General features: G+C 59.6%; 14 protein-coding genes, 4 tRNA genes and 1 riboswitch. Of the genes, 8 read left to right on the forward strand and 10 right to left on the reverse strand.

The genetic code is table 11. The annotated features are described in order from the left end of the window. Positions 1-47: 47 nt before the first annotated feature. The gene (locus tag C2U30_RS01545) at positions 48-446 is read right to left on the reverse strand and encodes an H-NS family histone-like protein (protein WP_010674991.1); all 399 of its coding nucleotides are present in this window, start codon (positions 444-446) and stop codon (positions 48-50) included. A 317-nt stretch (positions 447-763) separates the two neighbouring features. Next, positions 764-935: riboswitch (Lysine riboswitch) on the forward strand. 87 nt (positions 936-1,022) lie between these two features. Here C2U30_RS01545 and C2U30_RS01550 point away from each other — a divergent pair. Further along, on the forward strand, positions 1,023-2,603 hold the full coding sequence (locus C2U30_RS01550; protein ID WP_041211545.1) for a Na+/H+ antiporter NhaC family protein: 1,581 nt from the start codon (positions 1,023-1,025) through the stop codon (positions 2,601-2,603). An 85-nt stretch (positions 2,604-2,688) separates the two neighbouring features. Continuing rightward, positions 2,689-3,270 (forward strand): thymidine kinase, encoded by a 582-nt coding sequence (locus C2U30_RS01555; protein ID WP_010674989.1) that lies wholly within the window; start codon positions 2,689-2,691, stop codon positions 3,268-3,270. Positions 3,271-3,340: 70 nt separating this feature from the next. Here the strand turns inward: C2U30_RS01555 and C2U30_RS01560 are convergent, their stop codons facing one another. Continuing rightward, positions 3,341-4,678, reverse strand: a complete 1,338-nt coding sequence (locus C2U30_RS01560; protein WP_103243013.1) for a flavohemoglobin expression-modulating QEGLA motif protein — start codon at positions 4,676-4,678, stop codon at positions 3,341-3,343. Between the two features lie 155 nt (positions 4,679-4,833). On the opposite strand from C2U30_RS01560, the gene C2U30_RS01565 reads away from it, so the two are divergent. Further along, positions 4,834-5,289: a YbjN domain-containing protein gene (locus C2U30_RS01565; RefSeq protein WP_199767330.1), complete on the forward strand. Its 456-nt coding sequence runs from the start codon at positions 4,834-4,836 to the stop codon at positions 5,287-5,289. A gap of 234 nt (positions 5,290-5,523) precedes the next feature. Beyond that, positions 5,524-5,611 (forward strand) — tRNA-Ser (locus C2U30_RS01570). A 306-nt stretch (positions 5,612-5,917) separates the two neighbouring features. Here the strand turns inward: C2U30_RS01570 and C2U30_RS23025 are convergent. Further along, positions 5,918-6,040 carry a hypothetical protein gene (locus C2U30_RS23025; RefSeq protein WP_267893004.1) on the reverse strand — a complete coding sequence of 41 codons (123 nt, stop codon included), beginning with the start codon at positions 6,038-6,040 and terminating at the stop codon, positions 5,918-5,920. A gap of 456 nt (positions 6,041-6,496) precedes the next feature. Here C2U30_RS23025 and C2U30_RS01580 point away from each other — a divergent pair, with 456 nt between their 5' ends. The 3 genes from C2U30_RS01580 to C2U30_RS01590 all read left to right on the forward strand — a co-directional run bounded on the left by C2U30_RS01580 (position 6,497) and on the right by C2U30_RS01590 (position 10,328). Further along, a complete protein-coding gene (locus C2U30_RS01580; protein ID WP_029314645.1) occupies positions 6,497-7,255 on the forward strand; it encodes a MurR/RpiR family transcriptional regulator in 759 nt (252 codons plus the stop codon). A gap of 118 nt (positions 7,256-7,373) precedes the next feature. Next, positions 7,374-8,882, forward strand: coding sequence for a PTS transporter subunit EIIC (locus C2U30_RS01585; protein ID WP_103243018.1), 1,509 nt, complete (start codon positions 7,374-7,376; stop codon positions 8,880-8,882). 42 nt (positions 8,883-8,924) lie between these two features. Further along, on the forward strand, positions 8,925-10,328 hold the full coding sequence (locus C2U30_RS01590) for a 6-phospho-beta-glucosidase (RefSeq protein WP_233721037.1): 1,404 nt from the start codon (positions 8,925-8,927) through the stop codon (positions 10,326-10,328). A gap of 322 nt (positions 10,329-10,650) precedes the next feature. On the opposite strand, the gene C2U30_RS01595 is transcribed toward C2U30_RS01590, so the two are convergent. The 6 genes from C2U30_RS01595 to C2U30_RS01620 form a co-directional block, all read right to left on the reverse strand. Then, complete coding sequence (locus C2U30_RS01595; protein ID WP_199767331.1) at positions 10,651-11,892, reverse strand: DUF1254 domain-containing protein; 1,242 nt, start codon at positions 11,890-11,892, stop codon at positions 10,651-10,653. A gap of 75 nt (positions 11,893-11,967) precedes the next feature. Then, positions 11,968-13,485: a DUF1254 domain-containing protein gene (locus C2U30_RS01600; RefSeq protein WP_103243020.1), complete on the reverse strand. Its 1,518-nt coding sequence runs from the start codon at positions 13,483-13,485 to the stop codon at positions 11,968-11,970. Between the two features lie 330 nt (positions 13,486-13,815). Then, a complete protein-coding gene (gene katG / locus C2U30_RS01605; RefSeq protein ID WP_103243021.1) occupies positions 13,816-15,990 on the reverse strand; it encodes a catalase/peroxidase HPI in 2,175 nt (724 codons plus the stop codon). A gap of 521 nt (positions 15,991-16,511) precedes the next feature. Next, positions 16,512-16,587 (reverse strand) — tRNA-His (locus C2U30_RS01610). 46 nt (positions 16,588-16,633) lie between these two features. Then, positions 16,634-16,710, reverse strand: a tRNA-Arg gene (locus C2U30_RS01615). A gap of 36 nt (positions 16,711-16,746) precedes the next feature. Continuing rightward, positions 16,747-16,823: transfer RNA gene (locus C2U30_RS01620), tRNA-Pro, on the reverse strand. A 203-nt stretch (positions 16,824-17,026) separates the two neighbouring features. Between C2U30_RS01620 and folD the strand changes: the two genes are divergently transcribed. Then, a complete protein-coding gene (gene folD / locus C2U30_RS01625) occupies positions 17,027-17,884 on the forward strand; it encodes a bifunctional methylenetetrahydrofolate dehydrogenase/methenyltetrahydrofolate cyclohydrolase FolD (protein ID WP_010674955.1) in 858 nt (285 codons plus the stop codon). Between the two features lie 84 nt (positions 17,885-17,968). Here folD and C2U30_RS01630 read toward each other — a convergent pair whose 3' ends face one another. Further along, positions 17,969-19,132 carry a trans-sulfuration enzyme family protein gene (locus tag C2U30_RS01630; protein ID WP_103243023.1) on the reverse strand — a complete coding sequence of 388 codons (1,164 nt, stop codon included), beginning with the start codon at positions 19,130-19,132 and terminating at the stop codon, positions 17,969-17,971. Positions 19,133-19,151: the final 19 nt, after the last annotated feature.

Consider the following 19,151-nt stretch of genomic DNA (forward strand, 5'->3'; position numbering starts at 1 on the left):
CCTTGCGAGGTTTTTTTATTGCTGTGGAAAGGGGCCTGATATTGCTGTCAGATGGCAAAGGCTTCCACGGATTTGCCTTCGGCAACGGCCTTGGCAATGACCGAGGGCATGCGGCCCTGACCGGTCCAGGTTTTTTCCACGCCATTGTCCAGATAACGATATTTAGCGGGGCGGGGCGCACGTTTGCTGACCTTGGTATTCTCGGGAACCACGGTGTTGACCAATTCGGCGGGATCGATCCCTGCGGCCCTCAGCATTTCGGCATATTCGGCAATTTTCTTTTGATGCTCTTCACGGGCCTGGCGTTCGGCGGATTCATCTTGCCGACGTTCATCGACGATGGCGGAGAGCTTTTCCAAGCCTTCTTCCAGTTGTTCCAGCGTCAAATCGCGGCAAACTGCACGCAGGCTACGGATATTCAACAGCACTTTCAGAAATTCGTTCATATTGGCTACCACGCGAGCAAAATATTAAGGGAAGAACTGGTTTTTCGATAATTTATAGGGGTGATTGACACCAAGTCAAGCCTGCCAAAATAATTAATTAGGCTGATAAATTAAGTCTTGAAATAGGTATGAAGGATATTTTTATCCGTTTGACGGGCCAACATCTTCGAATGGGCTCGTGTCAGATGAAAATATCGCCAGCGGAGTCTTTGATGAACCATTTGACTACCTTTACAGATATGGTGGCCACAGAAACCTTGAAATTTAATCAAAAAACTTGCTATCACCCGGTGGCTCGATAAAATGTGCCGCGAATACCTTTAAGTAGAGGCGCGCTGCCTATGAGTAACCGAGCGGAGGGTGATGCCTGCGATGCTCGATGAAAGGAGTCGGCGCCGAAGTGACCAGGCCATCATACCGGGTTGCTGGTTCTGCATCTAATAGGTGCAGGACTGCCATAGTCATCCACTATGGAGCGCTACCTGAAGGGGCTGAGGAGTATACCCTCCCCATGGGTTTTGTTTCTTTGATCCTCTCGGTAGATCTCCACCTGTTGTCTTTAGGTGCAAAGAGATCATGGACATCGTTCATTACGCCGACTCCGGTTGGTCCGTCGTTCCCCCCCTGCTGGCCGTTGCGCTGGCGATCATCACTCGCCGCGTCCTGGTGTCGCTGGGGGTGGGCATAGTCGCAGGCAGCCTGCTGCTCAACCAGTTCTCTCCCCTTGCGTCCCTGCATTACATGCTCGACACCGTGCTCAGGATCTTCTGGGTCGACGGTGCGCTCAATCGTGACAACGTCAACATGATCCTCTTCATGTTGCTGCTGGGCGGCCTCATCAGTCTGATGAGCGTCTCCGGTGCGACCCGGGCGTTTGCCGAGTGGGCGGAGCGCCGCGCCAAGACCCGCAAGGGTGCCAAGTCCCTGACCGGTCTGATGGTGTTCGCCTTCTTCATCGACGACTTCTTCCACAGCTTGTCGGTGGGGGCCATCTGCCGTCCGGTGACCGATCGCTTCCAGATCTCCCGCGCCAAGCTGGCCTATCTGCTGGACTCCACCGCCGCGCCGGTCTGCGTGCTGATGCCGATCTCCTCCTGGGGGGCCTACATCATCGCCCTCGTCGGCGGCATCATGGCGGCTCATGGTCTGACCGACCAGAGCCCCATCTCCGCCTTCGTCGAAATGATCCCCATGAACCTCTATGCGGTGTTCACACTGATCATGGTGCTGGTGGTGATCGCCTTCCAGCTCGACATCGGCCCCATGCGTCAGCATGAGCAGTGGGCATTGGAGGGCAAGCTGTGGGACGAGTCCAAGGGGCGCCCCATCGGGCTCGACATGGAGAGCCCGGAGGAGAGCAATGGCGGCATGATTGACATGGTGCTGCCCATCCTGACCCTGACCCTGGCCACCGTCTATTTCATGATTGACTCCGGGGCTGCGGTGCTGGCCGACAAGGGGCTGCCGTTCAGTGTGCTCGGCTCCTTCGAGAACACCAATGTCGGCTCCTCCCTGGTCTATGGTGCCCTGTGCAGCCTGGTGGTCTCCATCGGTCTGGCCATGCGCCTCAAGCTCGGGGCAAGCAACTGGATGAAGGCGGCTCCACAGGGGATCATGGCCATGCTGCCCGCCATCAACATCTTGCTGTTCGCCTGGACCATCGGCGCCGTGGTGCGCGATGTGGAAACCGGTAAATACCTGGCCTCTCTGGCCAATGGCAATCTGCCGGTGGAAGTGCTGCCCGCCGTGGTCTTCGTGCTCTCCTGCGCCATGGCGTTTGCCACCGGCACCAGCTGGGGTACCTTCGGCATCATGCTGCCGCTGGCCGGCGACATGGCGGCCGCCAGCGACATCAGTCTGATGCTGCCCATGCTGGCCGCCGTACTGGCAGGGTCCGTGTTCGGGGATCACAGCTCCCCCATCTCCAGCACCAGCATCCTGTCTGCCACCGGGGCCGGTTGCCATCACATCGATCACGTGATGACCCAGCTGCCCTATGCCCTGGCCATCGCCTTTGGCGCTGCGCTCGGCTACCTGGTGATGGGGCTGATGCACTCCGCGCTGGCCGGTTTCACCGTGAGCGGGCTCTGGTTCCTGATCTTCTCCGGTTACCATTTGCGCAAAGCCCGGGCGTATAGCGCCGTGGCAGTCGCATAAGAGAACAAGGGGCCTGCGGGCCCCTTGGTTTTGGCAGGGGCTTTGGTTAGCATGCGCCCCATCACTCCCGTTTCGGAACCCCATCATGGCTTCACTGCACTACAAATTTGCCACCATGAACTCAGGCAAATCGACCCAGCTCATCCAGGCCCACTTCAACTATCTGGAGCGTGGCATGTATCCGCTGGCCATGACGCCCGCCATCGACGATCGCTTCGGTGCCGGCGTCATCAGTGCCAGGGTCGGTCTTGAGCTGAAAGTGGAGGTGTTCAGCGATAGCTGCGATCTCTTCGAGATGGTCAAGGCGCGCCACGCAAAGCGGCACATCGATGTCTTCATCGTTGACGAGGCGCAGTTCCTGACCCGTGAGCAGGTCTACCAGCTCGCCCGCATCGTCGACGAGCAGGACATTCCGGTGATCGCCTATGGTCTCAAGACCGATTTTCGCGGCGAACTGTTTCCCGGCTCCTACCACCTGCTCTGTCTGGCGGACAAGTTCGAAGAGCTAAAAAGCATTTGCTGGTGTGGCAACAAGGCCCACATGAACTCGCGGGTCAACGAGGCGGGGCAGGTGATGCGCGACGGTGAGCAGGTGGAGATCGGCGGCAACGATCGCTATGTGTCGCTCTGCCGCAAGCACTATCTGGAAGGGCGGGCCTTCAAGTAACCCGTGGCTGGCTCGTGCAGCCTGGACACCAAAGAGGGCGCCCATCTGGCGCCCTCTTTGTCTATGGGAGTCAGTCGATCTCGATGTCGACAGGGGCGATGATGGGGTCTGCCGCCGGAAGGCGGTGGAAGAGCTGGCGAAAATGCTGCTGTACCCGGCCTATGTCCACCAGGGACATGCCGGAGGCGAAGCCGAACCAGACGTAGAGCCCGGTGAGGTCGCGAAACATGGGAGGGAGGTAGCGGGGGGCGTCGATGAGCCCCTCCAGATAGTGCTGATAGAGCACGGGGATGTCGTCCAGGGTCACCTTGCCGACGAACAGCATGGGCAGGATCTCCGGCACCCCCTCCAGCACGGCGCTGCGAATGAAGTTCACCGTCTCCACATAGCCCTTCACATAGGAGAGATCCTTGGTAAAGCAGGCGCCCCCCTCGACCATGCCTCCGCGAAACACCCGCTGGGTGATCTTGTAGGCGTCGTGCTCGCTGGCCCCCTTGGCCACGAAGTGGCGGAACACCTCGATGAAATCGGCGCCACGCTCCGCCATGTCGATGGCCATGACCCGATCCGAGATGCGCTTGGCCCTGTCCGGGAAGGAGCTGAACGTGAGGGTCTCGATGAGTACTGCCAACCCCTCCTGACAGGCGGTGATGCGGGGCGAGCCGGCGCCGAGCCAGGTGGCGTAAGATTGCTGGCGGCCGTTGAGGGTGGTGCCGACGTGAACCCAGCCTTCGTGTACCTCCAGCACCTGCAGATCGAGCTCCGAGAAACGGGCGTGGGAGTTGAGCTTGATGTAATCCCCCCCGGCGGCGGCATCGGAGACAATGCCATCGCTGAGCTTGACCTGGACTGTGCCGTCGCTGAAGTAGCTCGACAGCTTGCCCTGCAGCCTCGCCACCGCGGCTTCCCCCTCGAACTCCTTGGGGTAGGGGCGCACCAGGTGGCGGGCGCCGGGCAGGGAGAAGATGTCGCACAATCTGGCCCCCAGCTCCTTCAGGGTCTTGCGATCCCCGCGCAGGTGATCGCTTGCCGAGCCGTAAAGCCGCTGACTGTAGCGCTGAAAGTCAGGCTGCCCGCGCTGGCGCAGCATCTCGATGACCACCATGTACTGATCCACCGTCTCTTGCAGGATCCGGCCGAGATCGTCCTGGGAGCCGAGGCGCCGGCGGATCCTGTCCCTCAGCTCCTTGAGTTCAAGGTACTTGTTGCGGGGATCGAACCCCAGGGGGAGGGATTCATAGAAGTGCCTGTCGATGGCGGGCAGTGCCTTGCCGCCACTTGCCAGAAAGTCGCTTTGCAGGTGACGGGGCCATTTGATGGCATCCAGGATGCGGATGGGTTTTTGCAGGGCGAGCAGTTCATCCGAGAGGGATTTGAGGTGCAGGCGATACTTTTCTTGGATGGTCATCGGGCTCTTTGGAGGCGAGTGCGCTACGAGAATGGCTGAGTATAGGCACAGGGCCTGTCAAAAAGAAGCGAGACGACGGGGATCCGGCCTGTGTGCTTTTGGTTGTCTGAAAATTGGTTTAGACTGCGCCCCTTGATCTCTACCGTGTCGTGAAAATGATGAATATCCCCAGCTCTGAAATGATAATGCGTTGGTTGCAACAGGCCCGGATCGAGCACTATGTGTGCGATCAGTGTCATGGCATCCACATGGTCTCCCTGCAGTCCGTCGAGGGCATCCAGGAGAGCCGGATCTTCGTGGAAGAGGAAGGGCTGCTGTTCTCATCCGAGCTGGAGGTGCGCCCCTCATCGCTACTGCCCCTGGTGGCCGAACTGGGTCGTCTCAACATGCAATATCCGTCCCTCAAGGTGTTCCTCGACATCATCGATGACAACCTGCCACGCCTCGTTGTGGGTCACACCGTCTTTACCAAGGCGGGTCTCACCGTCGAGCAGTTCCTGCTGTTCGTTGAAAGCACCATCGCCACCACCCATGAAGTGGTCTCCGAATGCGAGCGGTTGGGCTTCCTGAATCTGCCGGAAATGCAGGTTGCACCGGAGTCTGTGCACTGATTTGTGCGTTAAATGTGCGAACGGTTCGCCTGATGCAAAAAGCCGTTGACGCCGGCGGGGCTTTCCCCTAAATTACGCCCCGTTCCAGCGCAACGGCGCAGCGAACACCGTGTTGGCTGAACACGTTAAACCACAGACAAAAATTTGGTGCGGTATCCGAGAGGCTGCCCACCGACGAAGTCGGCAAGATGCACGCACAGCGTGCTCCGAAAGCCACTTCAAGCAGTAAAATTTGGTGAGGTGTCCGAGTGGCTGAAGGAGCACGCCTGGAAAGTGTGTATACGGCAACGTATCGAGGGTTCGAATCCCTCCCTCACCGCCAAATAAAACAAAAGGCCCTGTCGCAAGACGGGGCCTTTTGTTTTTCCGGTAGCCGGCAATCTGGTCTCTACCCGGTATCGACAGGCGGGTGGACTAGCCCGCTTGGACAGCCGAAGGCTGCCCGCAGGGCGATCGCCAGGGATGGTGCGAGTCAATCCCGACCCAGCACCAAATTAGAAAAACCGACCTCAGGGTCGGTTTTTTGCTTTCTGAGCCAGCCGTACACACCCTTATTCCCGTCACGGCGTTATCTCTTCAGCTTGGAGATATAGGGGACATTTCTGTACTTGTACTCCCGGGGCAGCCCTTAGTCGACAGGCAGCTCATCCGTTGCCATCTCATAGGCATCCAATTGCTCGGCAGGGATCGCCACGCGGCGCGGTTTCACAAACAGGGTCGCGATGGAAGGTGCGTTCAGCAATGACGACAAGATGGAATCCCTGGCGTCTACCCCTTCCTGCAATACAGTGAGCTGGACTACCGACAGTACGCCGTCCTCATGAGTCATTTCGAGGCGTACGGCTGCACCGTGATCGCGGCACCATGTGCTCAGGCGCCTTGGGGGCGAAGCGTACAAATACGCTCACCCTCTGCTGGCATCGCGGGACTTGCTGATCCCATGGAGGGGTTGCTCACCGATAACCTGATATTGCGTTCCACTAATAGACACAATGACATTCGCTAAAAATTTAGGCTCCATGCAGAGCCTAAATATTCCTTCTCTCATCGAAGCCATGGGCAGATACGCGAAAATCTTGCCGGCGTGATTGTGATAGTAATCACAGTTCGAGCGTTTGGATTTATCCTTCCTCGACCGGGTCACTCCTTTTGTTACACTGCGTGACATCATCCTGAATAAGGACGCGGCTGCGCTCGGTGAATTACCATGTTTAATAATCAGTTGGTCTCAACATTAAATGCCTTCGAGTTCAAGGTATATAACTATGTAATAAAGAACCATCAGACGGTTATCTATATGACGGTCAGGGAATTGGCCGAAGCCTGTGATGTGTCGACCGCCACCATATTGCGATTTTGCAAGAAGATGAATTGCAGCGGTTATGCGGAATTCAAAGCCTATCTAAAAATGAATGCCGAGAAGCGCGGCGAAATATCGCTGCCACACGGTGCCAACGAGTTCCTCTCTTTTTTCAAGAGCATCAACAATGACGAATTCGACGCCTTGATCGCGAGCGCCGCCGAGCAGATCGCGGGGGCCGAGCGGGTGATCTTCGTGGGGGCGGGCAGCTCGGGCACGCTGGGGCGCTACGGGGCGCGCTTCTTCTCCAACATCGGTAAGTTCAGTAACCACATCGATGATCCCTACTACCCGGTCAACACCGACATGTACAAACAGGCGGTGGCGATCGTGCTCTCGGTCTCCGGGGAGACCACCGAGATAATCAAGTTGGCGAAGCAGTTCCTGTTTCATCACTGCAAGCTCATCACTATTACCAGCAATAATAAATCCACCCTGGCCCAGATGGCGGATTTCAATATTTCATATCATGCGGCCAGGCTGGTGGTCGACAATGAATATGATATTACCACCCAGGTGCCGGTGATTTATATCATCGAATCCATCGGTCGCCAGTTGGCAAACAAGATAAGTGCCGAGGTGTCACAGGGTGTGTCTTTTATGTAACAAGTAACAAAGCGGGTATTTTGTTATATCGTGACAAGGATGAATGCTTTCCCTACCATCGATTCACAACATTTGAATTGTTTCGATATTAATTAATAAATGGCAGGGAAGGATCATTATGGCAATTAACTATGCGGACTCGGCGAAACAGATCGTCGAGTTGATTGGTGGTGACAGCAACGTCATCAGCGTCACCCACTGTGCCACCCGGCTGCGGTTTGTCCTAAAAGAGATGGGACGGGTCGACAAGGAGGTGTTGAAACGGGTGCAAGGGGTCATCACCGTCATCGAGTCCAGCGGTCAGCTGCAGGTGGTGATCGGCAACCACGTCGGGGATGCCTATCGGGAAGTGCAAAAACGGGTGCAGATCGACGAAAACGCCGTGGTCGACGCCCCCAAGGTGGGTATGGTCAACCACCTGATGGACATCATCTCCAGCATCTTCGCCCCCTTCCTCTACCCACTGGCCGCCTGCGGCGTGTTGCAGGGGCTCATCTCCTTCTTCGCCGCCATCGGCTGGATGGACTCCGCCAGCGGCACCTTCCGCATCCTCAACTTCGTCTCCTGGACCGGCTTTACCTTCCTGCCGGTGATGGTCGCCTTCACCGCGGCCAAGAAGTTCAACGTGAACCCCTTCACCGCCGTGATCGCCGCCTGCGCCTTGGTGTCGCCCGATTACATGAACATGCTGACCGCGAACAAAATCATCCTGGCAAACTCCGCGGATCCGGCGGTGCAAGCGCAGATGCAGTCGGCGATGGAGAACCCGGCCATCAACGAGGCCATCGTCAACCTGGTGGGGGTTCCCCTTAACAGCGCGCCGCTCAGCTTCCTCGGTCTGCCGGTGCAGTACCTGAGCTACACGGCCTCGGTGATCCCCATCATCCTGATGGTGTGGGCCATGTCCTATGTGCAGCGCTTCTTCGAGCGGATCCTGCCGGTGGTGGTGCGCAACCTCTTCACTCCCATGTTCTGCCTCGCCATCATGGTGCCCCTGACCCTGCTGGCCTTCGGCCCCATCGGCAACCTCATCGGCGGCGCCATCGGTGGCATCTACAACACCCTCTATCACCTGAGTCCGTCCATCGCCGGCTTCGTGGTGGGGGCTGTCTGGACACCCCTGGTGACCCTCGGCGTGCACTGGGGCATCACCCCGGTGACGGTGGGCAACTACGCCACTCTGGGCTATGACACCTTTACCGGCCTGCAAGCCTCCGCCGTGTTCGGCATCGCCGGCGCCGTGTTCGGGGTCTACTTCAAGGCCAAGGATCCCGAGCTGAAAAGCGTGACCCTCTCGGCCGGCGTGACCGCCCTGTTTGGCATCACCGAACCCGCCATCTACGGGGTGGCCCTGCGCTTCAAACGCCCGCTCATCTGCGGCTGCCTGGCCGGTGCCATCGGTGGTACGGTCGCGGGAGCCTTCAACGCGGTCTCCTGGAGTTACTGCATCCCCGGCATCGCCGTGCTGCCGGTGTTCTTCAAAGAGGGCCACATGGCGCAGTTCCTGGGCTTCCTGCTCTCCATCGGCGTGGCCTTTACCCTGGGCGTCATCTTCTCCTGGATGGCGGGCTTTCAGACCGATGCCGAAATAAGCCAACCCCAGCCGCTGACATCCAAAGCCGTATAAGGAGCGACAAGTCATGAACAACGCATTACCGAAAGACTTTCTGTGGGGGGGGCGGTCGCCGCCCACCAGGTAGAAGGGGGCTGGGATCAGGGCGGCAAGGGGCTCAGCATCGTCGATGTGCTCACCAGCGGCGCCCACGGGGTGGAGCGCGTCATCACCGACAAGATTGAGGCCGGTCATCGCTACGCCAACCACGAGGCGGTGGATTTCTACCACCGCTACAGAGACGACATCGCACTGTTTGCCGAGATGGGCTTCAAGTGTTTTCGCACCTCCATCGCCTGGTCGCGCATCTTCCCGCTGGGGGATGAGGCCGAGCCGAACGAGGCGGGGCTGCGTTTTTATGACGACATGTTCGACGAGCTGCTGCGCCACGGCATCGAGCCCGTCATCACGCTCTCCCACTTCGAGATGCCGAACCACCTGGTGACCCAATACGGCGGCTGGAAGAGCCGCACCGTGCTGGACTGTTTCGTGCGCTTTAGCGAGGTGGTGCTGCGCCGCTACCAGCACAAGGTCAAATACTGGATGACCTTCAACGAGATCAATAACCAGCGCAACTGGAAGGTGCCGCTGTTTGGCTACTGCTGCTCCGGGGTCATCTACAACCAGGAGCCGAACCCGGAAGAGTGTATGTACCAGGTGCTGCACCATCAGTTCGTGGCGAGCGCCAAGGTGGTCAGTCTGGGCCATGAGATCAACCCGGGCTTGCAGATCGGCTGCATGCTGGCCATGGTGCCCCTCTACCCCTACTCCTGCCACCCGGACGATGTGATGTATGCGGAAATCGCCATGCGCGAGCGCTTCCTGTTCGGGGACGTTCACATGCGCGGCCATTACCCCGCCTATATCCGCAAGGAATGGCAACGCAAGGGCTATGAGATTGTCATGGAAGCGGGGGATGAGGAGACGCTGCAGGCGGGCTGCGCCGATTACATTGGGCTGAGCTACTACATGAGCAACGCGGTGCGGGCCCACGGCGCCGGCACGGGCACCGCCTTGTCGGGCTTCGAGGGCAGTGTGCCAAATCCCCATGTGCAGGCCTCCGAGTGGGGCTGGCAAATCGACCCCGTCGGGCTGCGTTATACCCTGAATCTGCTCCATGGCCGCTACGAGAAGCCGCTGTTTATCGTCGAGAACGGCTTCGGGGCGCGGGATCAGAAAGACGAGCGGGGAGAGATAGACGATGACTACCGCATCGCTTACTTGCGGGCCCATATCGAGCAGATGAAGCTTGCCATCGTCGAGGACGGGGTGGAGGTGATGGGTTACACCCCCTGGGGATGTCTCGACTGCGTCTCCTTCACCACAGGGGAGTACAGCAAGCGCTACGGCTTTATCCACGTGGACAAGAACGACGACGGCAGCGGCAGCTTTGCGCGCAGCAAGAAGCGCAGCTTCGACTGGTATCGCCAGGTCATCGCCAGCAACGGCGGGACACTATGACTGGGTGATTCAACATGCTGCCTTGATTAAATAAAACCTGTTATTGATACCGCAAAATGCCATTTAACTATGTGGCTATGCAGGTTTTTTAATGTCAAGGCAGTGTAATATCTTTCCGTGACAAGGCTGGTGTGACATGTCGACACTGAGTTGTCGAGCCGTGGATCCCGCCCTTATCCGCAATAAGAAAAACCGACCTGATGGTCGGTTTTTTGTTTTGGCTGTTCTGCCTGGTACCGCTCAGACGCTGCCTGAGTTTGCCATCCCCCCTCGGATTTTGTCTGCCAGCCAGCGCGGTGAGCCCATGTGCCTTATTTCACCGCTATTTCACTACTTCCAGCACCGGCATCGGGTACTTGCCTTCGCGAATGGCTTTGTTCGGCCCATACAGCCGCATGATGATGTAGGCATCCTTCTCCGGAATGGGCAGCCAGTTCGGGTTGCTGGCATCCCCCTTGGCACTGAGCTCTATGGTGTACATACCATCCGGGCCCGGCTTGAGGGTGCGATCCCCACGGCTGTGGCGGTTGATGGTGTTATGGGCCATCAGCTTGTTATCCGTGCCGTAGACGGTGAAGGACCAGAACTGGCTGACCTCGGGCGCCTTGAAATGCATGCGGTATTGCTTGCCGTTGGCGCCGTTGATGCTCTGGCCATCGGATCCCTTGAGTGCCTGTAGATAGACGGACTCTTCCGGCGGTAGTCCCCATTGTCCGATCAGGGTGCCTTCGGCGAACAGATCGCGCTTCTGGTTTTGAAGCTCAGCCCGGGTGCCGAGCAGCCCTTCCGAGCTGGTCATCTTGGGCAGGAGCGCGTTGAGATAGGCCAAGCCCTGTTTCTCGCCTTGCTTCGCCGCGGCCATTTGCGCCGCGCTCAGCTTGGTGTTGCAGGGCGCGAGGCCCGTCTCCTTGTACTGCGCCAGCCAGTGCTTGTCGGCGGTGCCCATGTCCCCCTGACACAGCACGAAGTTGACCCGCTGTAACCAGTTGGTGCTCGCCGGATCCGGCCACTGGTGCTCGGTGGCTTTGGGCCCAGGCTGGCCGAGATAGGCCGACAGGGTGCGCACGTTCCAGTCATCCATGTAGCCAAGGGCGACCTTCTCGTCGTCCTTGCTGGTGGCCATGATGCGGCCCATCACTTTGAGGATGTCGGAGTCGACGCGGATCACCTCGGTGACGCTGGCCGGCGTCTCGCCTTTCCAGCTACGGGAGGCAAACATGAAGTGACCCCCCTTGGTGCCGTGGGTGCGGGAGCCGATCATCGAGGTGGTGTAATGGCCCATGTCCATGGTGTGCAGGATCCAGTAACGGCCCTTGTCCATGTCCGGCACGCTGATGATCACCGGCTCCGCACTGAGATCCAACCAGCCCTGCAGGTGCAGGGTATCGTTGTTGATGGTCGGGTGATCGGTGTAGGTATCGTCCGCCAGGTGGCGAATGTTCTGGAAGCGGTTCAGCGGGGTGTCGGTCTTGACCGCCGTTTCATAGAAGAACTTGTAGGCCTCATCCATGGAATAGCCGTAGATATAGGCATCTTGTGCCATTTTATCAGTGATTTGTGCCATGGCAGGCATGGCTGCGATACATAACACTGCCGCAAGGGATAGCTTTCTCATAAGTGCTCCACTCCTGTTCATGGTTTATGCGCGCTCGAAATCCGCCAGCTTGAAGGTCTTGTGGTTTAATTCGTCGGTCGGGCCATAGAAACGCATGGCCGGCAGCGGGCGTTTGCCACTGGTCGGGATCCAGTTGTTTTCCTTGCCTGGCGGGGCGGTCGGGCCCACGTAGAGGGTGATGCTGCCGTCCGGATTCTTGGCCATCTTGTCGAGATCGTAGGAGGAGAGGGTGGTGCGGCCGCTGTCGCTGTAGATGAAGGACATGGTGTCGCGGTTGTAGACGGTCAATGCCCAGAACTGCTTGACCGGCATCTTGGCCGGGATGGTGAGCTTGTACAGTTGTCCTGCCTCCAGCAGCCTGCCCTCGCTATCAGCAAGCGACATCAGGTATTGGGTGGCGGGGGCATCGCTCAGCACCTTGGGCATATAGGTACACCAGAAGTACTCGGCGGCGCGATTGATGAGGTCGATGCGATCCTCATAGGTGAAGGTGAAGGTCTTGTTGTCATCGCTCTGCAAGAGGGAGGCGTAGTGCCTGTCAGGCCAGTAGCGTTTCTCCTTCGGGAAATTGTCATACCAATGCTGCATGTAGAACCAGGCATCGATGGCCGCCTGGCGCATCGCCTTGCGGGTTTTCTCATCCGGGTTGAATGAGGTGCCGCGACCTATGCCAAGGGAGGTGAGCATCCCCATCATCACCTTGTCCTGCTCGCGCACGGGTTCGACGCTGGCCACTGCATGCAGATCCGCGAAGTGACGCTCGTCGTAGTAGGGCAGGGTCGGGTAGCGCTTGTTGCCCGGATCGACGAAGCGCTGGGTCGGCGGATTGCTCGCCTCGGAGAGAGAGTACATGCGCAGGCGCTTGGAGTAGTGATAGGCATCGTTCGTCGACTTGCCGGGCGCTGGCACAGAGCGAAAGGCAAACGCCACGCGATAATTCGGGGAAGGAACATGCAGATAGCCGGCCGGGATCGGCTCGCTGTAGCCGGGGGGCGTCAGCAAAAACTTGCCGCCCTTGCCTTGGTCGAGCCCCGCCGGGCCCACATCCGCGATGGTGAATTGCCAGGCATCGACAATCTGCCCATACAGGCTGCCATCCGGGCCCGCAGCGGGCACTTCCAGCACGGTGGGGCCGTGTTGCAAGTCGGTGAAGGCCGTGATGTAGGGGGTGGTGCTGTTGGCCGTGATGGCCTCGAGATGCGGGGTGGCAGGCTTGGCATAGGCGATGATGTCGTTGTCTTTGAGACCCAGATTGTCGAAGGCGGCGCGCCGGAAGCTGTAGATGGCGACCGCCGGCATGTTCCACAAGACAGCCTCGAAGGCCCGCTGGTACTTGATCTGGTACTCAAAATCTTCGACCGAGCTGACGGAGCCCGCTGGCGGCAGGCCACTCTCGGTTTCACCTGGTTGGCCGGCGCCATGGCGCAGTGGTGTCTTCAGTGACAACCCTTCGGCAAACGCCGGAGTCGGAAGTCTCAATGCCGTCAGACCGACGGCGGATCCCAGTGCTAGCTTGTAAAACTCTCTGCGTGTAATTGGCATTTAAACATCCTTGCTGATGTGGGTCGCTTCAATTCTATCCCGATGACTATAGAAGGATTCTTGTGAAGACTCGGGCCTGAGTGTCATACGTGAACATTTCATGGGACGGCGATCATGTCCACTCATTGGAATGGGGTTGTGCCCATGAAGATGAGCGCGTCAGGCCCTGCTGGGGTATTTCCTGGTTTCCCGGGGCTGGGGGCATTGGCCATCTCCCCTTGCGGGTTGGTCGATGGCAGCACTCAAAGGGGAGGGATGGGACTCCCCTTTAGCATCGATAAAAAAGCCCGGTAGTGATACCGGGCTTGGTGGTCGAGCAGTGCTTTAGCCTCAGGCGAGGTCGAAGCGATCCAGATTCATCACCTTGGTCCAGGCCGCCACGAAGTCCTTCACGAACTTCTCCTTGGCATCCACACTGGCGTAGACCTCCGCCAGGGCGCGCAGCTGGGAGTTGGAACCGAACACCAGATCGACCCGGGTTCCGGTCCACTTCACCTTGCCGCTCTGGCGATCACGGCCTTCATAGACTCCCTGGCTGCCCGCCTCCGGCTTCCACTCCGTGCCCATGTCGAGCAGGTTGACGAAGAAGTCGTTGGAGAGGGTGCCCGGGGCGGCGGTAAAGACCCCGTGGCAGTTGCCCGCGTTGGTGCCGAGCACCCGCATGCCGCCCACCAGTACCGTCATCTCGGGGGCACTCAGGGTGAGCAGCTGTGCCTTGTCGATCAGCATGGTCTCCGCGAAGCCCGCGCACTCGCCCGCGTAGTTGCGAAATCCATCGGCGAGGGGCTCGAGCACCGCGAAGGAGTCCACATCGGTCTGGGCCTGGGAGGCATCCATTCGGCCCGGAGTGAAGGGCACGGTCACGGCGACACCGGCTCTCTTCGCGGCCTGCTCGACCCCCACGCCGCCCGCCAGCACGATGAGGTCGGCGAGGGATACCCGCTTGCCGCCGGTGGCGGAGGCGTTGAAGGCCTGCTGTATCCCGTCGAGGGCCTGAAGCACCTTCGCAAGCTGGGCAGGCTGGTTGACGGCCCACTCCTTTTGCGGAGCGAGACGGATGCGGGCACCGTTGGCGCCGCCACGCTTGTCGGAGCCACGGAAGGTGGACGCGGAAGCCCAGGCGGTCGACACCAGCTCGGCCACGGACAGGGAGGCCGCCAGGATCTGCTCCTTGAGCAGGGCCACGTCCTTGTCATCGATCAGGGGATGATTGACGGCGGGGATGGGGTCTTGCCAGATCAGCTCCTCTTTGGGTACCTCCGGCCCCAGGTAGCGGACGATGGGGCCCATGTCGCGGTGGGTCAGCTTGAACCAGGCGCGGGCGAAGGCATCGGCGAAGGCCTGCGGATCCTCGTAGAAGTGGCGGGAGATCTTGCCAAACTCGGTGTCAAAGCGCAGTGTCAGGTCGGTAGTGAGCATGGTCGGCTTGTGGAACTTGCCGGGGATGTGCGCATCGGGAATGATCTCCGGCGCATCCTTGGCCACCCACTGCTTGGCGCCGGCTGGCGACTTGGTCAGCTCCCACTCGTAGTTGAACAGGTTTTCAAAGAAGTTGTTGCTCCACAGGGCCGGTGTCTTGGTCCAGGTCACTTCGAGCCCGCTCGAGACGGTGTCCTTGCCATGGCCGCTGCCGAAGTCGCTCATCCAGCCGAGGCCCTGGGCCTCCAGAGGCGCGGCTTCCGGCTCTGGCCCCTTGTGGGATTCGGGCGCGGCGCCGTGGGCCTTGCCGAAGGTGTGGCCGCCCGCGATAAGGGCGACCGTCTCTTCATCGTTCATGGCCATGCGACCGAAGGTGGAACGGATGTCCTTGGCAGCCTCCATGTAGTCACCGCTGGCGTTGGGCCCTTCCGGGTTGACGTAGATGAGGCCCATGTGGGTGGCACCGAAGGGGGCCGTAAGCTCGCGATCGCCCTTGACCCGATCGGGATCGACCCCGAGCCAGGCAATTTCATCCCCCCAGTTGACGTCCTGATCCGGCTCCCACACGTCGGGCCGCCCACCGCCAAAGCCGAAGGTGCGAAAACCCATGGTCTCCAGGGCGACGTTGCCGGCGAGGATCAGCAGATCGGCCCAGGAGATCTTGTTGCCGTATTTCTGCTTGATGGGCCAGAGCAGGCGACGGGACTTGTCGATGTTGACGTTGTCCGGCCAGCTGTTGAGGGGGGCGAAGCGCTGTTGGCCACGGCCGCCGCCACCGCGACCGTCGGTGGTGCGATAGGTGCCCGCAGCATGCCAGGTCATGCGGATGAACTGGGGGCCGTAGTGACCGAAGTCCGCCGGCCACCACTCCTGGGAATCCGTCATCAGCTTGACCAGATCTCTCTTGAGTGCCTTGTAATCCAGGCTGGCGAAGGCCTTGGCGTAGTCAAAATCCTTGTCCATGGGATCGGCGCCGGGGGAATGCTGATGCAGCAGATCCAGCCGCAACTGGTTCGGCCACCAATCTCGATTGGTTCTGCCGACGCCGGCGGTGTGGTTGAAGGGGCATTTGCTTTCTTCACTCATCTCTGTCTCTCCTTGGCAGTCATGTGCAATGCAGACAACTCAGTATGGGAACTTTTCCTGCAACCGGCGGGGCATGTGACAGGTTGGGCCTTGGACCGGCATCGGGGGGTTATCAATAACTCCTTATATTTCAGCTAATTGATTAAGGATGGGATGACCGTATTACGAAAAGATGAATCGGTGCCATCGAATTTGGCTGCTCCTGGACAAGGGATAAGAGAAGGAAGGAGCGCCCTGGCAGCCGTGTTATCAATCTTTTTATCCATAACACGAGGGATCAGACCTGGACTTGCGCTGGGTCATGGCATGAGGAGGGCTTGTCTTGAGCGGGGCAGAAAACCCCATTTTTGTGACGGCGGTCCGGATTGCGTCCTGAGCAGGGCGCCGAGCGCCAGAGGATGGGGTGGGGGCGTTGCGCCAAAAAGCGGACGGCGCAGAAACAAAAAGACCGGCCAGTGGCCGGTCCAAACAGACAGCGTGCTGCTGTCTCATCAGGCTGATCCCAGCCTGGAGGGGAATAATGGGGTGGCTGATGGGGCTCGAACCCACGACAACCGGAATCACAATCCGGGACTCTACCAACTGAGCTACAGCCACCACTGAAATCTGCCTTCGATACAGCAATCAAACTCATCCGTATCGATGGCGCGCCCTGCAGGATTCGAACCTGCGACCCACGGCTTAGAAGGCCGTTGCTCTATCCGACTGAGCTAAGGGCGCGTTGTATCAAGAAATCCGGGGATTTCCCGATGAACCTGGTCGGTGATAAAGGATTCGAACCTTTGACCCTCTGGTCCCAAACCAGATGCGCTACCGGGCTGCGCTAATCACCGAAAATTCGCCATCCAGCATACCTTCGGCGGCACCACTGGGCAACGGGCGGGCATCATACCCAAGCGCCAAAGTCAGCGTCAACGACTTTTTCCGCCAGTAAATTCAAGTGCCTACTTATTGCCCTCCCTGCGAGAGCCGCTAACACCCGCGCCAAAAAAATGCGACAATGCGCCGCAGTTGAACACATGGTGAGTGAAGAACGATGTCTGCCAAAATCATTGATGGAAAACAGGTTGCGCAAACGATTCGCAATCAGGTCGCCGCGCAAGTCCAACAGCGGTTGGCGCAGGGGAAACGGGCACCGGGTCTGGCGGTGATCCTGGTGGGGCTGGATCCGGCCTCCCAAGTCTATGTGGGCAGCAAACGTCGCGCTTGTGAAGAGGTGGGATTTGTCTCCCGCTCCTATGACCTCAGCGCCACGGCGACACAAGCGGAGCTGCTGTCCCTGATCGACCAGCTCAACGAGGATCCGGAAGTGGACGGCATCCTGGTGCAGTTGCCCTTGCCGGCTCACTGCGATACCACCCAGGTGCTGGAGCGCATTCGTCCCGACAAGGACGTTGATGGCTTCCATCCCTACAACGTGGGTCGTCTGGCCCAGCGCATCCCGGCGCTGCGACCCTGCACCCCCAAGGGGATCATGACTCTGATCGAGACCACAGGCGTCAAGACCCATGGTCTGCATGCGGTGGTGGTCGGGGCTTCCAACATCGTGGGGCGTCCCATGACGCTGGAGCTGCTGCTGGCCGGTTGCACCACCACCACCTGTCACCGCTTCACCCAGGATCTGGAGACCCAGGTGCGCCGGGCCGACTTGCTGGTCGTGGCGGTGGGCAAGCCCAACTTCATTCCGGGGGAGTGGGTCAAACCCGGTGCCCTGGTGATCGACGTGGGCATCAACCGCCTTGCGGACGGCTCCTTGGTGGGAGATGTGGAGTATGAGACCGCGCGTAATCACGCCGCCTTCATCACGCCGGTACCGGGGGGAGTAGGCCCCATGACGGTCGCCAGCCTGATGGAGAACACCCTGAGCGCCTGCCAGGATTACCACGACGCCTGATGAGGGCGACGGGCAGAAAAGAGAAAGGGAAGGCATTGCCTTCCCTTTTTTTATTGCGTCACTCGCCCGGATCGCTACTGGATATCAGAGGAGGGCCAGGGCGGCGGCCAGATCGGCAATCAGATCGTCGGCATCTTCCACCCCGATGCTGAAGCGGATGAGATCGTCATTGACTCCGACGGCGAGGCGGCTCGCCTCGTCCATGGCGGCGTGGGTGGTGCTGGCCGGATGGCAGGCCAGGCTCTCGAGATCGCCGAGGCTCACCGCCTGCACGAAGAGTTGCAGGTTGTCGAGCAGGGTGGCGCAGCGCTCAAACCCGCCTTCCAGCTCGATGCTCACCATGCCGCCAAAGCCGCTGGCGAAGGCGCCGAGGGCATCGTGGCCCGGATGGCTGGCAAGGCCCGGGTAGATCACCTTCTTCACCGCCGGGTGGGCATCCAGGAACTCGGCCACCTTCTGGGCGTTGTGCAGGTGGGCATCCATGCGCAGGGGAAGGGTCTTGACCCCCCGTTGCAGCAGGTAGGCCTCCTGCGGGCCGATGGGGGAGCCGATGTGCTTGAGGGCCACGGTGCGAATCGACTTCATCAGCGCGTGAGAGCCCGCCACCACCCCGGCGATGATGTCGCCGTGACCGCCCAGGTACTTGGTGCCGCTGTGCATGACGATGTCGATGCCAAGCTCGAGCGGGCGCAGCAGATAGGGGGTGAGGAAGGTGTTGTCACACACCGTGATGGCACCCACCTTGCGGGCCGCCTCCACCACCACCCGCGGATCCACCACCTTGAGGGTGGGGTTGGTCAGGGTTTCAAAGAGTACCACCTTGGTGGCGGGGCGGATGTTGGCCAACAGCGCCTGATCGCTCTCGTAGGCGGTGATCTTGATGCCGGCGCGGCTGAAGGTCTGCTTGAGGAAGGCATCGGTGCCGCCGTAGAGGGGGCCGATATAGGCCACTTCATCACCGCTGTCGGCCAGGGCATACATGATGGCACTCACCGCCGCCATGCCGCTGGCCACCACCAGTGCCTCATCTGCACCTTCGAGGGCTGCCAGCTTCTGCTCCAGTTCGGCGGTGGTAGGGTTGCCAAAGCGGCTGTAGATGAAGCCGGGAGCTTGACCTGCGAAGCGCTCCTGGCCCGCCTGGGCGTTGAAGTAGCTGAAGGTGCTGCTCTGGTAGAGCGGGGTGGTGAGGGCGCCGGTCTGGGGATCGATCCGCTGGCCGCTGTGCACGCTCATGGTCTTGAATTTCATTTTTGTACTCCGTCATTGC

Origin of the sequence: Aeromonas sp. ASNIH5 (assembly GCF_002902865.1) — a bacterium.
Taxonomy (GTDB): domain Bacteria; phylum Pseudomonadota; class Gammaproteobacteria; order Enterobacterales; family Aeromonadaceae; genus Aeromonas; species Aeromonas caviae.